The 13,865-nt window shown below is 53.6% G+C and carries 15 protein-coding genes and 1 tRNA gene; 11 read left to right on the top strand and 5 right to left on the bottom strand.

Annotation, left to right across the window (positions count from 1 at the left end; translation table 11 throughout):
• Positions 1 to 10 precede the first annotated feature (10 nt).
• The 6 genes from LY264_RS03420 to ureG are packed head-to-tail and all read left to right on the top strand — an operon-like array spanning position 11 to position 4,105.
• Complete coding sequence (locus LY264_RS03420; protein ID WP_003024678.1) at positions 11 to 313, top strand: urease subunit gamma; 303 nt, start codon at positions 11 to 13, stop codon at positions 311 to 313.
• A 9-nt stretch (positions 314 to 322) separates the two neighbouring features.
• The gene (locus LY264_RS03415) at positions 323 to 643 is read left to right on the top strand and encodes an urease subunit beta (protein ID WP_003828455.1); all 321 of its coding nucleotides are present in this window, start codon (positions 323 to 325) and stop codon (positions 641 to 643) included.
• The gene (gene ureC / locus LY264_RS03410; RefSeq protein WP_048225569.1) at positions 636 to 2,339 is read left to right on the top strand and encodes an urease subunit alpha; all 1,704 of its coding nucleotides are present in this window, start codon (positions 636 to 638) and stop codon (positions 2,337 to 2,339) included. Before LY264_RS03415 ends, ureC begins: the two co-directional genes overlap by 8 nt.
• Before the next feature lie 9 nt (positions 2,340 to 2,348).
• Positions 2,349 to 2,807 (top strand): urease accessory protein UreE, encoded by a 459-nt coding sequence (gene ureE / locus LY264_RS03405; protein WP_048225570.1) that lies wholly within the window; start codon positions 2,349 to 2,351, stop codon positions 2,805 to 2,807.
• On the top strand, positions 2,807 to 3,478 hold the full coding sequence (locus tag LY264_RS03400; RefSeq protein WP_048225572.1) for an urease accessory protein UreF: 672 nt from the start codon (positions 2,807 to 2,809) through the stop codon (positions 3,476 to 3,478). Before ureE ends, LY264_RS03400 begins: the two co-directional genes overlap by 1 nt.
• Before the next feature lie 9 nt (positions 3,479 to 3,487).
• Positions 3,488 to 4,105, top strand: coding sequence for an urease accessory protein UreG (ureG, locus tag LY264_RS03395; protein ID WP_003828463.1), 618 nt, complete (start codon positions 3,488 to 3,490; stop codon positions 4,103 to 4,105).
• 87 nt (positions 4,106 to 4,192) lie between these two features.
• Here the strand turns inward: ureG and tsaD are convergent, their stop codons facing one another.
• Complete coding sequence (tsaD, locus tag LY264_RS03390; RefSeq protein ID WP_003024694.1) at positions 4,193 to 5,206, bottom strand: tRNA (adenosine(37)-N6)-threonylcarbamoyltransferase complex transferase subunit TsaD; 1,014 nt, start codon at positions 5,204 to 5,206, stop codon at positions 4,193 to 4,195.
• 236 nt (positions 5,207 to 5,442) lie between these two features.
• Between tsaD and rpsU the strand changes: the two genes are divergently transcribed.
• From rpsU to rpoD, 3 genes are all read left to right on the top strand, one after another.
• Positions 5,443 to 5,658, top strand: coding sequence for a 30S ribosomal protein S21 (rpsU, locus tag LY264_RS03385; RefSeq protein WP_001144069.1), 216 nt, complete (start codon positions 5,443 to 5,445; stop codon positions 5,656 to 5,658).
• A 237-nt stretch (positions 5,659 to 5,895) separates the two neighbouring features.
• Positions 5,896 to 7,641 (top strand): DNA primase, encoded by a 1,746-nt coding sequence (dnaG, locus tag LY264_RS03380; RefSeq protein ID WP_003828467.1) that lies wholly within the window; start codon positions 5,896 to 5,898, stop codon positions 7,639 to 7,641.
• A gap of 284 nt (positions 7,642 to 7,925) precedes the next feature.
• Entirely contained in the window at positions 7,926 to 9,773 is a 1,848-nt protein-coding gene (gene rpoD / locus LY264_RS03375; protein WP_003024699.1) for an RNA polymerase sigma factor RpoD, read from the top strand.
• Positions 9,774 to 9,818: 45 nt separating this feature from the next.
• Here the strand turns inward: rpoD and mug are convergent, their stop codons facing one another.
• Positions 9,819 to 10,325, bottom strand: a complete 507-nt coding sequence (gene mug / locus LY264_RS03370) for a G/U mismatch-specific DNA glycosylase (RefSeq protein ID WP_048225574.1) — start codon at positions 10,323 to 10,325, stop codon at positions 9,819 to 9,821.
• A 125-nt stretch (positions 10,326 to 10,450) separates the two neighbouring features.
• Between mug and LY264_RS03365 the strand changes: the two genes are divergently transcribed.
• Both LY264_RS03365 and LY264_RS03360 read left to right on the top strand, forming a co-directional pair.
• A tRNA-Ile gene (locus tag LY264_RS03365) sits at positions 10,451 to 10,526 on the top strand.
• 214 nt (positions 10,527 to 10,740) lie between these two features.
• Complete coding sequence (locus LY264_RS03360) at positions 10,741 to 10,884, top strand: hypothetical protein (protein WP_165612484.1); 144 nt, start codon at positions 10,741 to 10,743, stop codon at positions 10,882 to 10,884.
• A gap of 67 nt (positions 10,885 to 10,951) precedes the next feature.
• Here the strand turns inward: LY264_RS03360 and LY264_RS03355 are convergent, their stop codons facing one another.
• The 3 genes from LY264_RS03355 to LY264_RS03345 form a co-directional block, all read right to left on the bottom strand.
• The gene (locus tag LY264_RS03355; RefSeq protein WP_071692249.1) at positions 10,952 to 11,530 is read right to left on the bottom strand and encodes a HEPN domain-containing protein; all 579 of its coding nucleotides are present in this window, start codon (positions 11,528 to 11,530) and stop codon (positions 10,952 to 10,954) included.
• Between the two features lie 234 nt (positions 11,531 to 11,764).
• The gene (locus LY264_RS03350; protein ID WP_071692248.1) at positions 11,765 to 13,426 is read right to left on the bottom strand and encodes a terminase large subunit; all 1,662 of its coding nucleotides are present in this window, start codon (positions 13,424 to 13,426) and stop codon (positions 11,765 to 11,767) included.
• Positions 13,410 to 13,766 (bottom strand): phage terminase small subunit P27 family, encoded by a 357-nt coding sequence (locus LY264_RS03345; protein WP_071692247.1) that lies wholly within the window; start codon positions 13,764 to 13,766, stop codon positions 13,410 to 13,412. Before LY264_RS03345 ends, LY264_RS03350 begins: the two co-directional genes overlap by 17 nt.
• Between the last annotated feature and the right edge of the window lie 99 nt (positions 13,767 to 13,865).

Genomic DNA, 13,865 nt, shown 5'->3' with positions numbered 1-13,865 from the left:
GAGAACCCTAATGGAACTGACTCCCAGAGAAAAAGACAAGCTGTTGCTATTTACCGCCGCGCTGGTGGCGGAACGTCGCCTGGCCCGCGGGCTGAAGCTGAACTACCCGGAATCGGTGGCGCTGATTAGCGCTTTCATCATGGAAGGGGCGCGCGACGGGCAAACCGTGGCCGCGCTGATGGAAGACGGGCGTCACGTCCTGCGCCGAGATCAGGTGATGGAAGGCGTACCGGAGATGATCCCGGATATTCAGGTTGAAGCCACATTTCCGGACGGATCGAAGCTGGTCACCGTCCACAATCCGATCGTCTAAGGAGCAGCAATGATCCCAGGTGAATATCAGATCGCAAAAGGCAATATTGCGCTTAATCAAGGGCGGGAGATCTGCACGATCGTGGTGGAAAATCATGGCGACAGACCCATCCAAGTGGGATCGCACTATCACTTTTACGAAGTGAACCCGGCGCTGCGCTTTGACAGGCTGGCTGCACGCGGTTTTCGTCTGAACATTGCTGCGGGCACAGCGGTGCGTTTTGAGCCGGGACAAAAACGCGAAGTCGAACTGGTGCGCGTTGCTGGTGCACAAAGGATCGTGGGTTTTCGCAGCGAAGTGATGGGCGCACTGGAGGCAGATAATGAGTGACATTTCCCGGCAGGCGTACGCCGACATGTTTGGCCCAACCACCGGCGATAAAGTGCGCCTGGCGGATACCGACCTGTGGATCGAGGTGGAACAAGACTTCACCACCTACGGCGAAGAGGTCAAATTCGGCGGCGGAAAAGTGATCCGCGACGGCATGGGCCAGGGACAAATGCGCGCCGATGCATGCGTGGATCTGGTGATAACCAACGCGCTGATCGTCGATCACTGGGGGATCGTGAAAGCGGATATCGGCATCAAAAACGGCAGGATCTTCGCCATCGGCAAAGCAGGTAATCCCGATATTCAACCCAACGTCACGATCCCGATAGGCGTGGGAACTGAAGTCATCGCTGGAGAAGGTAAGATCGTCACCGCGGGCGGCGTGGATACGCATATTCACTGGATTTGCCCACAGCAGGCGCAGGAGGCGCTGGTTTCTGGCGTGACGACGATGATCGGCGGCGGCACCGGTCCGGCAGCAGGCACTCACGCCACCACCTGCACGCCGGGCCCGTGGTATATCGCGCGCATGCTGCAGGCGGCAGACACGTTACCGGTTAACATCGGTTTGCTGGGCAAAGGCAATGGCTCAAACCCAGACGCCTTGCGCGAGCAAATCAGCGCGGGCGCAATTGGCCTGAAAATCCATGAAGACTGGGGCGCCACGCCTGCCGCTATCGACTGCGCGCTAACCGTGGCCGACGAAATGGACATCCAGGTCGCGCTGCACAGCGACACGCTCAACGAGTCCGGTTTCGTTGAAGATACGCTGGCGGCGATTGGCGATCGCACCATTCATACTTTTCACACTGAAGGCGCGGGCGGCGGCCATGCGCCGGATATCATCACCGCCTGCGCGCATCCGAATATTCTGCCCTCTTCCACGAATCCGACGCTGCCCTATACCGTCAACACTATCGACGAGCATCTCGACATGCTGATGGTTTGCCACCACCTCGATCCGGATATCGCCGAAGACGTGGCCTTTGCCGAATCCCGCATTCGCCGGGAAACAATCGCTGCCGAAGATGTGCTGCATGACATTGGCGCGTTTTCCCTGACCTCGTCCGATTCACAGGCGATGGGGCGCGTTGGCGAAGTGATCCTGCGTACCTGGCAGGTGGCGCACCGCATGAAGGTTCAGCGTGGCCCGTTGGCAGAAGAAACCGGTGACAACGACAACCTGCGCGTTAAACGCTACGTCGCCAAATACACCATCAACCCGGCATTAACCCACGGTATCGCCCATGAAGTCGGCTCCGTTGAGCCTGGCAAACTGGCCGATCTGGTGCTGTGGTCGCCCGCCTTTTTTGGCGTAAAACCGGCGACGATCGTCAAGGGCGGGATGATCGCCTGCGCGCCAATGGGCGATATCAACGCCTCGATCCCCACCCCGCAGCCGGTGCATTACCGCATGATGTTCGGCGCGCTTGGCGCGGCGCGGCACCACATCCGGCTGACCTTTATTTCGCAGGCCGCTGACGCGCAAAACATCCCGCAGCAGCTCAATCTGCAAAGCGCTATCGCCGTCGTCAAAGGCTGTCGGACAGTGAAAAAGGTCGACATGATCCACAACGGCCTGCAACCCAATATCACCGTCGATGCTCAGACTTACGAGGTGCGTATTGATGGCGAACTTATCACCAGCGAACCGGCAGATGTTTTGCCGATGGCGCAACGCTATTTTCTGTTTTGAGGAGTGACGATGATCTATCTGACCCAACGCCTTGACCACGCTCACCGCGTTACTGCAAGCGTCACGCTGCCCATTGATGTCCGGGTAAAAAGTCGCGCCAGGGTAGCACTGAACGACGGTCGCGAAGCCGGGCTAATGCTACCGCGTGGTTTGCTGCTGCGCGGTGGCGATCTGCTAAGTACCGACGATGGCAGCGAAGTGATCGAAGTGATCGCCGCACCGGAGTCGGTTTCCGTGGTGCGCTGCGCCGATCCTTTCCTGCTCGCCAAAGCCTGTTATCACCTCGGTAATCGCCACGTTCCGCTGCAAATCCTGCCGGATGAACTGCGTTACCATCACGATCATGTACTGGACGACATGCTGCGCCAGTTCAACCTTGAGGTGACATTCGCCCAGTTGCCGTTTGAGCCGGAAGCGGGTGCCTATGCGAGCGAGTCACACGGGCATCACCATGGTCATGCGCACTGATGCATAGCACCCAACAGCTGCGCCTGATGCAGCTCGCCAGCAGCAGTCTCCCGGTAGGATCGTTTACCTGGTCTCAGGGGCTGGAGTGGGCGGTAGAAATCGGCTGGGTGAAAAGCGTCGATGACTTCTCTGACTGGCAAATCCAGCAGATGGAGCAAAACTTTTTTACCGTTGACCTACCGCTGCTGGCGAGACTGTATCGCGCCTGCGAGCTGGACGATCTCGACGCAGCACGCCGCTGGAGCGCTTACCTGCTGGCCTGTCGCGAAACCCGCGAACTGCGGGATGAAGAACGCAGTCGGGGTGCGGCGTTTACGCGGCTGGTCACCGACTGGGAGTCGGATTGCTCGCGAGAATGGCGCACCCTCTTTGTCGACAGCCAACTCTGCGGCATGGCCTGGCTGGGCGTGCGCTGGAAAATTCCGCTGACGGAGCTGGCGTTAAGCCTCGGCTACAGCTGGATTGAGAGCGCTGTCATGGCTGGCGTCAAGCTGGTTCCTTTTGGACAACAGGCGGCCCAGCGTTTGATTATTGCGCTCTGCGATCGCTATGCGCAGGGTTTGGCACAGGCGCTGACGTGTCCTGACACCAGCCTCGGCTCCGCAACGCCGTTGGCCGCTATCGCGTCTGCCCGGCATGAAACTCAATATTCCCGATTATTCCGCTCCTGAGGAGAAAAAATGAGTAACTACAAGCATCCCCTGCGTGTGGGCGTTGGCGGCCCGGTTGGCTCGGGCAAAACGGCGCTGCTGGAAGCGTTATGCAAAGCCATGCGCAGCAGCTATCAATTGGCGGTGGTGACCAACGATATCTACACCAAAGAAGATCAGCGCATTCTCACCGAGGCGGGCGCACTGGAGCCAGAGAGGATCGTCGGCGTGGAAACCGGTGGCTGCCCGCATACCGCCATCCGCGAAGATGCGTCGATGAATCTGGCCGCCGTAGAAGCGCTGAGCGAGAAATTCGGCAATCTGGATCTGATTTTTGTGGAAAGCGGCGGCGATAACCTGAGCGCCACCTTTAGCCCGGAACTCGCGGATCTGACGATCTATGTGATCGATGTTGCTGAAGGCGAGAAGATCCCGCGTAAAGGTGGTCCGGGGATCACCAAATCCGATTTTCTGGTGATCAATAAAACCGATCTGGCCCCTTACGTCGGCGCATCGCTGGAGGTGATGGAGCGCGATACCTTGCGCATGCGCGGCGAGCGTCCATGGACGTTTAGTAATTTAAAATCTGGAGAAGGCCTGGAAAAAATTATCGCGTTTCTGGAAGAGAAAGGAATGTTGCGGATGTAGTGAGAGCTATCGCCGGGCGGCGGATTCGCCTGACCCGGCCTACGGTTTTGTAAGCCCGGTAAACGCAGCGCCACCGGGCAAAAAAACTTATGCTGCCGGTAATTCCGCCAGCGGCCAGCGTGGACGCACGGTCACGCCAAGATCCGCCGTTGCACCCGCTTTAAAGCGCACCATGCCCGCGTAGGCGATCATCGCCCCGTTATCGGTACAAAATTCCGGACGCGCGTAAAACACTTCGCCACGACGTTTTTGCATCATCTCAGCCAGCTTTGCGCGCAGCGTACGGTTCGCACTCACGCCCCCCGCCATCACCAGACGTTTAAAACCGGTTTGATCCAGCGCGCGTTTGCACTTGATCATCAGCGTATCAACTACCGCGTCTTCAAACGCACGGGCGATATCAGCGCGGGTCTGATCGTCATTTTCGTTATTACGAATGGTATTCGCAGCGAAGGTTTTCAGGCCGGAGAAGCTGAAATCCAGCCCCGGACGGTCAGTCATCGGACGCGGGAAGACAAAACGTTTTTCAACGCCTTGTGATGCCAGCTTTGACAGCATTGGGCCACCAGGATAATCCAGCCCCAGCAGCTTGGCGGTTTTGTCGAACGCTTCACCGGCAGCATCATCAATCGATTCGCCCAGCAATTCATACTGACCGATACCGGTGACGCTGATCAGCTGCGTGTGACCGCCGGAAACCAGCAGCGCGACGAACGGGAACGCAGGGGGATTATCTTCCAGCATTGGCGCCAGCAGATGCCCTTCCATGTGGTGCACAGGAATTGCCGGTACGCCCCAGGCGAACGCCAGCGAACGTCCTACGGTTGCGCCAACCAGCAGCGCACCAACCAGACCAGGACCTGCGGTGTACGCCACCGCATCGATCTCTTTCGCCGTGAGTCCCGCTTCTTTCAGCGCGGCCTGAATCAACGGTACGGTTTTACGTACGTGATCGCGCGAGGCCAGTTCTGGCACTACGCCGCCGTAGTCAGCGTGTAATTTCACCTGACTATACAATTGGTTGGCTAAAAGACCTTTTTCATCGTCGTAAATGGCGATGCCGGTTTCATCGCAGGATGTTTCAATACCCAGTACACGCATGACTTGTTTTACCTCGCTCTATTACCGCGCAGTGTAGGACCAATGCGGGTTGATGTAAAACTTTGTTCGCCCCAGGCGCATGCCTCGTGTATACTCCTTGTCCTTATAAAAGTCCCTTTCAAAATCGCGTGGGTGCTTTACAAAGCAGCAGCAATTGCAGTAAAATTCCGCACCATTTTGAAATAAGCTGGCGTTGATGCCAGCGGCAAACCGAATTTATTAAAGGTGAGAGTTACATGCCGGTAATTAAAGTACGTGAAAACGAGCCGTTCGACGTAGCACTGCGTCGCTTCAAGCGTTCATGCGAAAAAGCAGGTGTTCTGGCGGAAGTTCGTCGTCGTGAGTTCTATGAAAAACCGACTACCGAACGTAAGCGCGCTAAAGCTTCTGCTGTGAAACGTCACGCGAAGAAACTGGCTCGCGAAAACGCACGCCGTACTCGTCTGTACTAATCCATTGAGAGCTAAAGCTCTCAATTCAGACTGAGTTGTAGTTGTAAGGCCGTGCTTCCGGAAGGAATGCGCGGCTTATTTTCGTTTATACACGTCATCATTCAAGCTGCCTCAGTGTTGGCTGCAGTCGCTCACCCCAGTCACGTACTGCTGTACGCTCCTGAGGATTCGCTTCCTTGCCGCCTTGATGCATCCTGAATGATTTTGTGTATATGAGTCATCAAAAAACAGGGGCTTATGGCTGGACGAATTCCTCGCGTTTTTATCAATGACCTGCTGGCAAGAACCGACATCGTCGATCTCATCGACGCGCGGGTAAAGCTGAAAAAGCAGGGCAAAAATTATCACGCGTGCTGTCCGTTCCATAACGAAAAAACCCCCTCTTTCACCGTAAACGGTGAAAAACAGTTTTATCACTGCTTTGGGTGTGGCGCGCATGGCAACGCCGTCGACTTTCTCATGAACTACGACAAGCTCGAGTTTGTGGAAACCGTCGAAGAACTGGCCGCAATGCACAACCTTGAAGTGCCCTATGAAGCAGGCAGTGGCCCCAGTCAGATAGAGCGCCATCAACGGCAAAGCCTTTATCAATTGATGGACGGCCTGAACACTTTTTATCAACAGTCTTTGATGCAGCCCGCCGCTACCCCTGCGCGCCAGTACCTGGAAAAGCGAGGATTAAGTAGCGACGTTATCACCCGTTTTGCTATTGGTTTTGCGCCCCCCGGCTGGGACAACGTCCTGAAACGGTTTGGCGGCAATGCTGAGAATCGCAAATCGCTGGTCGATGCGGGGATGTTGGTCACCAACGATCAGGGACGCAGTTACGATCGCTTCCGCGAACGGGTGATGTTCCCCATTCGCGACAAACGTGGTCGGGTCATTGGTTTTGGTGGACGCGTGCTGGGCGATGCCCTGCCGAAATATCTGAACTCCCCGGAAACCGATATTTTCCATAAAGGTCGCCAGCTGTATGGCCTTTATGAAGCCCAGCAGGATAACGCCGATCCACAGCGCCTGTTAGTGGTAGAAGGCTATATGGATGTGGTGGCGCTGGCGCAATACGGCATTAACTACGCCGTTGCATCCCTAGGGACGTCAACTACTGCCGATCACATCCAACTGTTGTTCCGCGCGACGAACAACGTAATTTGCTGTTACGACGGCGACCGTGCCGGACGCGACGCAGCATGGCGCGCGCTGGAAACCGCTCTGCCCTATATGACAGACGGACGCCAGCTACGCTTCATGTTTTTACCTGACGGCGAAGACCCCGATACGCTGGTGCGTAAAGAAGGGAAAGAGGCCTTTGAAGCCCGGATGGAGCAGGCGCTGCCGCTCTCCGCGTTTTTATTTAACAGCCTGCTGCCGCAGGTGGATTTGAGTACCCCGGACGGACGCGCACAGCTCAGTACGCTGGCATTACCGCTGATTACTCAGGTACCAGGCGAAACGTTGCGCATTTACCTGCGACAGGAGTTGGGAAACAAGCTCGGCATTCTGGATGACAGCCAGCTTGAACGTTTAATGCCTAAACTGGCAGAAAATGGGGCTTCCCGCCCTGTTCCACAGCTAAAACGTACGACCATGCGTATACTTATAGGGTTGCTGGTACAGAACCCGGGCCTCGCCCCGCTGGTTCCACCGTTAGGCGCACTGGATAGTAATAAGCTGCCTGGACTTGGCTTATTCAGAGAACTGGTCAACACTTGTCTGGCTCAGCCAGGTCTGACCACCGGGCAACTTTTAGAACACTATCGTGGCACAAATGATGCTGCGACCCTTGAAAAACTGTCGATGTGGGACGATATAGCAGATAAAGATATCGCGGAAAAAACCTTCACCGACTCACTCAACCATATGTTTGATTCGATGCTTGAACTGCGCCAGGAAGAGTTGATAGCTCGTGAGCGCACACACGGTTTAAGCAGCGAAGAACGCCGGGAACTCTGGACACTGAACCAGGAACTGGCCAAGAAATAAGAGAAAGACAAAACAAAGACAAAATCATTCGCGTTGTATCAAGGCAGCAAGTGAACGAACGCCTGGGAGTGTACATAAGTACATGACCAGGAAGAGAGAACGCAGCTAACGCAGAGACAACGTGAAAGATGAAGTATTTAACGGCTTAACTGCCGAATATCGATCGGGAAGCCCCCGACAGCCGCACGGAGAGGCAGCGGCAAAATATAAGTATGCCCTCGTTTTGCCGTTGGCGGTTTTACCGCCCAACACCAATCAAACGAATTAAGTGTGGATACCGTCTTATGGAGCAAAACCCGCAGTCACAGCTGAAGCTTCTTGTCCAACGTGGTAAGGAGCAAGGCTATCTGACCTATGCCGAGGTCAATGACCATCTGCCGGAAGATATCGTCGATTCAGATCAAATCGAAGACATCATCCAAATGATCAATGACATGGGTATTCAGGTGATGGAAGAAGCACCTGATGCCGATGATCTGCTGCTTGCTGAAACCTCCAACAGCACCGATGAAGACGCGGAAGAAGCGGCTGCCCAGGTTCTGTCCAGCGTTGAGTCCGAAATCGGTCGTACGACTGACCCGGTCCGCATGTACATGCGTGAAATGGGTACCGTTGAACTGTTAACCCGCGAAGGCGAAATCGACATCGCTAAACGCATCGAAGACGGGATTAACCAGGTTCAATGCTCCGTTGCCGAATACCCGGAAGCTATCACCTACCTGCTTGAGCAGTACGATCGCGTAGAAGCTGAAGAAGCACGTCTTTCCGATCTGATCACCGGCTTTGTCGATCCGAACGCGGAAGAAGACATGGCGCCAACGGCGACCCACGTCGGTTCTGAACTCTCTCAGGAAGAGATGGATGACGATGAAGATGAAGATGAAGAAGATGGCGACGACGACAGCAGCGATGATGACAACAGCATCGACCCTGAGTTAGCGCGTGAAAAATTCGGTGAACTGCGTACTCAGTACGAAATCACTCGCGACACCATCAAAGCGAAAGGCCGCAGCCATGCTGCCGCGCAGGAAGAAATTCAGAAGCTGTCCGAAGTGTTCAAACAGTTCCGCCTGGTGCCGAAGCAGTTCGACTACCTGGTAAACAGCATGCGCGTCATGATGGACCGCGTGCGTACTCAGGAACGTCTGATCATGAAGCTCTGCGTTGAGCAGTGCAAAATGCCGAAGAAAAACTTCATCACCCTGTTTACTGGCAATGAAACCAGTGAAACCTGGTTCAACGCGGCAATCGCGATGAACAAACCGTGGTCTGAAAAACTGCACGACGTGGCAGATGACGTTCACCGCGGCCTGCAGAAACTGCAGCAGATTGAAGAAGAAACCGGCCTGACCATCGAGCAGGTTAAAGATATCAACCGTCGCATGTCCATCGGTGAAGCGAAAGCACGCCGTGCGAAAAAAGAGATGGTTGAAGCGAACTTACGTCTGGTTATCTCTATCGCTAAAAAATACACCAACCGTGGCCTGCAGTTCCTGGATCTGATTCAGGAAGGTAACATCGGTCTGATGAAAGCGGTTGATAAGTTTGAATACCGTCGTGGTTACAAGTTCTCCACCTATGCAACCTGGTGGATCCGTCAGGCGATCACCCGTTCGATCGCGGATCAGGCGCGTACCATCCGTATCCCGGTACATATGATTGAGACTATCAACAAGCTCAACCGTATCTCCCGTCAGATGCTGCAAGAGATGGGCCGCGAGCCGACGCCAGAAGAACTGGCTGAGCGCATGCTGATGCCGGAAGACAAGATCCGTAAAGTGCTGAAAATTGCTAAAGAACCTATCTCCATGGAAACGCCGATCGGCGACGATGAAGATTCGCATCTGGGTGATTTCATCGAGGATACCACCCTCGAGCTGCCGCTGGACTCTGCTACCACCGAGAGCCTGCGTGCCGCAACGCACGACGTTCTGGCTGGCCTGACCGCCCGTGAAGCGAAAGTTCTGCGTATGCGTTTCGGTATCGATATGAACACCGACCACACGCTGGAAGAAGTGGGTAAACAGTTCGACGTTACCCGCGAACGTATCCGTCAGATCGAAGCGAAGGCGCTGCGTAAACTGCGCCACCCGAGCCGCTCTGAAGTACTGCGTAGCTTCCTGGACGATTAATCTCGCCGCATAAGCATAAACGCCACCGCAAGGTGGCGTTTTTCTTTATAGTCCCCGCCTGAGCAAGGCATCATTCACTTCCCGATACGCCTCCACCAGTTTATCCAGCGTTATCCGGCTTAACCCGCTGGGATTCGGCAATACCCATATTTGCGTCGCGCCAATGGTCAGCGTTTGTTTTCCCCACTGCGCCCCTCGCTGGCTAAGACCCTGCTCAAATGCCTGCTTCCCAAGGATAGCGAGCGCGGCTGGCTGATATTCTTCTATTTTCTCAATGAGCAGACGACCACCGTTACGCATCTCCTGTAGTTTCACCTCATTGGCTTGCACCGTTGGTCTGTCGACAAACTTAGTCACGCCGCAGCGGAAGTCCAGTAGGTGCTGTGCCTCTTCAGGTTTAAGCTGGCGATCGGTGAATCCCGCCTGATGGATAACCTTCCAGAAGCGATTAGCGGGGTGCGCAAAGGGGAATCCTGTACCTGCGGAAGAAAGCCCCGGATTGATGCCGCAAAACACCACCCGCAGCTCCGGTGCCAGTATGTCCTTAACCATAATTACTCCGAACAATACATCAGAGGAACCAGTATAACGGACTGAAAATACATTGTTTATAAAAACAGCATCCGTACGCTTATGTCTGGATTGCAACGCGGAGTTACTTTATAATCCACCGCCACGGCCCCTTAGCTCAGTGGTTAGAGCAGGCGACTCATAATCGCTTGGTCGCTGGTTCAAGTCCAGCAGGGGCCACCAAATTTCAAGGACTTACATAAAGCTTCAAGTCCTCTTGCTTTTCCAGGATACTCATAGGATACCTCGGAAAAGTATTAGTAAGTAAGAATTGGCGTATGCCTACAGTACAGTTGGGTCGTAGCAGCCGTTCATCTGCGAACAAGAAAGTGCTACGGGTCTGAACTTTTGCCCCCAACTCTTCATGAGACCGGCAAAGACCCCGACGGAGGTGTCAATGGATACTTTTGGAAAGGGCTCAGACCTGCTGTCAGCACGTGTGATTGCCGTTACCGGTTTAATTACGGTACTCGCCAACATCGGTCTAGGCCCATTTGTCGCAGTACTAGTGTGCGTTGCTTTGATTTTTTTATTGAAGTAACGGCAGCGTAACAAGCCCGGCCCGGCGAAAGCCGGGCCCCCTTCGGGGGTATTGGTAACTAACGAAGCTAAGCAAATTCAAATTTTTCCCTTATTTCGTTAAATAACACCTGAAATTTATCCCAGTTTGCGGCCCCATTTCCTTTCCGAATGTTCAAATTGCCAACCCCTTTGACTCTATCCGTAAGTACACTAGATGCCAATGCCCAGTAGTCTAGTAATTTGTCATCATCGCATTTAGCGGGAACAGGATAACGTCCAGTCCAAACAATCGCGGCTGTATAAAATTTCAGTAACTCTTTTCTCTTTGTATTTACCGGAACTTCAGCTAATTTAGCCAATAAATTCAAGTCATGTACCTCCGGTACTTTTCCTGAACGCTGCACTATTACTGCTTTTAAAATTAACTCTAAAGCTAAACCACAAAGCATGTGATAAACAGGGTTACATGCAACCTCAAGAGAGAATCCCCCCCCATACCCCATTTTTTGTTGAATATCTTTTGATTCCATTGATAGCCATAAAACATGTGCTGAAGCTCTCAAGTCTGATGCCCGGTTAAACCAATGGTTTGGATGCAATCGTTGTTCGGTAATGGTTTTTCTATTTTTCATCCAAACATCATAGTCATCTTCGTACCCACTCATCTCTCTTCCCTTTCCTCAAAGCTCATTGTTTATTGAAGGCTGGTTTACCATAATTTCCATCATCATAAGATCTCTTGTTATGTATAAACAGGTTATAAGTTGATAACCTTGTATATGCTCGTTTAAGGTGGAATATAATATGCTTAAGACTATTAGTAAAAGTTTTAACTAATGGTAATAGTGATTAAAGTTTCCCCAACATCAATTGCAGATGTTTAGTACGACGCATTTCGCTCAAACCCCGTTAAACGTCGCCAACCGTTCCTTGTAGCTGTCACTCATGTCAAAAGTGAAATCCTCATGTTCTGCCTGGAAAGTACCGAACGCCATCAACGCTGCGACCGCAGGATCTATCTTGTTACCGGATTTCTTTTTGTTAGGCTTTATGTTGGCGTTAGCGTCGGACTCCATTACCACGTTCCCCATCGCCCAGGACAGAACCGGATCGCCACGATGGCGTAATACCTTACGGTTAACGAACACCTCAAAAGATTTAGCAACCGGGCTGAACCGCAGATAGGTTTGCTGGAAAGGCTCCACATCGAGCCCCGCCCCCTGTAGCTGGGTACGCAGATGCGTCGCGTTCCACGTATCAAAGCCCACCAGCCGGATACTGAATTTTTCAGCGTCTCGCAGGATATCATCACGGATGCGGTCATAGTCGATACAGTCGCCGGGCGTGGTGCGTATCCAGCCCGCGTTCACCCACTGGCGATAGATGGCGCGGTTTTTGTTGGCGACGTTAAGCAGTTGCGCTTCCGGCAGATAATGACGGGTAAGAAGTCGGATCTCCCTGTCGAACGGGAAAGCGTAACTTACACTGGTGATATCGCTGGTTGAGGACAGATCAAACCCGGCGTAACACTCCATTCCGGCCAGGTCTTCTTCAGCATAATCAAGTGCGCAGGCATCCCATGCCCCGGCCCCCATCCACGGCGTGGATCCCTGACACCAGATATTGAAACGTTTGGTCAGCATTTCCACCCACTGCGACGGAATACCCCGCGCTTTCTGAACGGTGGATTCCAGTTTCGCCGCATCAACGGATATATGCAGATTAGGGTTGGCCTTGATCCACATGTCCGGCTGCTCAACCTCGCTTTCGTCATCCAGCTCATAGATCAGGACAAACAGCGAATCGTTCCTCTCTTCCCCTGCCAGAATCTGACAGCAGTAATCGTAATGCTGTTTACAGGCGGAAACGACGTTACTCCCGGAGGTCGTGATGGCGAACAAAATCGCCTCAGGACGTGCGCCCATACCCAGCTCAAGCGCGGAATAAACGCCGTTATCCGGGTGAAGGTGGTACTCATCGACAATCGCCAGGCTGGGATTAGTCCCCTCAATGGTGGCCGCTTTTGCCGCCAGTGGTTTTAACAGGCTGTTGCTCTTCGGGAAAATGATCTTGTGCGCCTGAATATTGACGCGCTTTTTCAGCGGTTTTGACAGCAGGCACATCTGGCGGGCATCGTCGAACACGATTCGGGCCTGATCCCGGCTCACCGCCGCCGTGTAAATATCCTGCTGGCCTTTCTCCATTATCAGAAACCAGTTAGCCAGCATGGCGGCTACGGTGGATTTGGCATTCTTGCGCGGTACTTCGATAAAAGCGCTGCTGTACTTCCGGCGACCTGACTCCCTGACTTTAAAGCCCAGCAGATTAGCGAAGGCGAACTGCTGCCACGGTTCCAGCGCGATAGGCTGGCCCCGCAGAGGTCCTTTAACGTGTGGACAGAGTCGGGAGAAGGCAATAAACCGTTCTACGGTCTCCGTATCGAACACATAACGCGAGTCATACAGGTCTGAAAAGTACCTGTTTACGGCCTGTTTCAGTCGTTTACAGGCCGGGATCTCCCCCGATTTTACAGCGTTTGCGTACTCATCCCAGACGGTCAAGCTCGTCCTCCTCTTCCGTTTCAACCGGATTACGGCGACGGCTTACCGGATCAAAACCCAACAGCGACGACATTTTAATGATAATTTTCTCAGCATCAGATTTGGCTTTCAGCGCCGGATTACTGGTTGTGGCCCCGCGGGATCCTTCAACTGAAAACCCGCGCAGGGCAATATCTGCAACGGCTTTCCGGTACATGGAATAATTGACGCAATACAGCTCAAGGTTGTTCCAGTCCGCAGGGGTTAAATCCCCGCGCTCAGCCATCTGCTTTGCTTTTGTCTTCCACTGCTGTCCCGCGATTTCATCAAGATAGGCGGGTGGTTTGGGTGGTCTTGCCATAACTTATTCTTTCCTTAATTTACTGCTGTCAAAAAAATTACCGCGCATAAAAATTTGAGGGAGCGGGTGGTTCCTCGCCGGGAGGGGGTTGTCTTTGAA

The organism is Citrobacter portucalensis, assembly GCF_023374935.1.
Lineage (GTDB): Bacteria > Pseudomonadota > Gammaproteobacteria > Enterobacterales > Enterobacteriaceae > Citrobacter > Citrobacter portucalensis.
Note: the sequence above shows the minus strand (reverse complement) of the source record. Positions and strands in the feature narration are given on the sequence as shown.

What these genes read in the sequence shown, in the direction of transcription:
- LY264_RS03355 (WP_071692249.1), bottom strand. Translation starts at nt 11,530, where the DNA reads ATGAGTGGGTACGAAGATGACTATGATGTTTGGATGAAAAATAGAAAA.
- rpsU (WP_001144069.1), top strand. Translation starts at nt 5,443, where the DNA reads ATGCCGGTAATTAAAGTACGTGAAAACGAGCCGTTCGACGTAGCACTG.
- mug (WP_048225574.1), bottom strand. Translation starts at nt 10,325, where the DNA reads ATGGTTAAGGACATACTGGCACCGGAGCTGCGGGTGGTGTTTTGCGGC.
- ureG (WP_003828463.1), top strand. Translation starts at nt 3,488, where the DNA reads ATGAGTAACTACAAGCATCCCCTGCGTGTGGGCGTTGGCGGCCCGGTT.
- LY264_RS03360 (WP_165612484.1), top strand. Translation starts at nt 10,741, where the DNA reads ATGGATACTTTTGGAAAGGGCTCAGACCTGCTGTCAGCACGTGTGATT.
- ureE (WP_048225570.1), top strand. Translation starts at nt 2,349, where the DNA reads ATGATCTATCTGACCCAACGCCTTGACCACGCTCACCGCGTTACTGCA.
- LY264_RS03420 (WP_003024678.1), top strand. Translation starts at nt 11, where the DNA reads ATGGAACTGACTCCCAGAGAAAAAGACAAGCTGTTGCTATTTACCGCC.
- LY264_RS03345 (WP_071692247.1), bottom strand. Translation starts at nt 13,766, where the DNA reads ATGGCAAGACCACCCAAACCACCCGCCTATCTTGATGAAATCGCGGGA.
- rpoD (WP_003024699.1), top strand. Translation starts at nt 7,926, where the DNA reads ATGGAGCAAAACCCGCAGTCACAGCTGAAGCTTCTTGTCCAACGTGGT.
- LY264_RS03400 (WP_048225572.1), top strand. Translation starts at nt 2,807, where the DNA reads ATGCATAGCACCCAACAGCTGCGCCTGATGCAGCTCGCCAGCAGCAGT.
- tsaD (WP_003024694.1), bottom strand. Translation starts at nt 5,206, where the DNA reads ATGCGTGTACTGGGTATTGAAACATCCTGCGATGAAACCGGCATCGCC.
- LY264_RS03415 (WP_003828455.1), top strand. Translation starts at nt 323, where the DNA reads ATGATCCCAGGTGAATATCAGATCGCAAAAGGCAATATTGCGCTTAAT.
- dnaG (WP_003828467.1), top strand. Translation starts at nt 5,896, where the DNA reads ATGGCTGGACGAATTCCTCGCGTTTTTATCAATGACCTGCTGGCAAGA.
- ureC (WP_048225569.1), top strand. Translation starts at nt 636, where the DNA reads ATGAGTGACATTTCCCGGCAGGCGTACGCCGACATGTTTGGCCCAACC.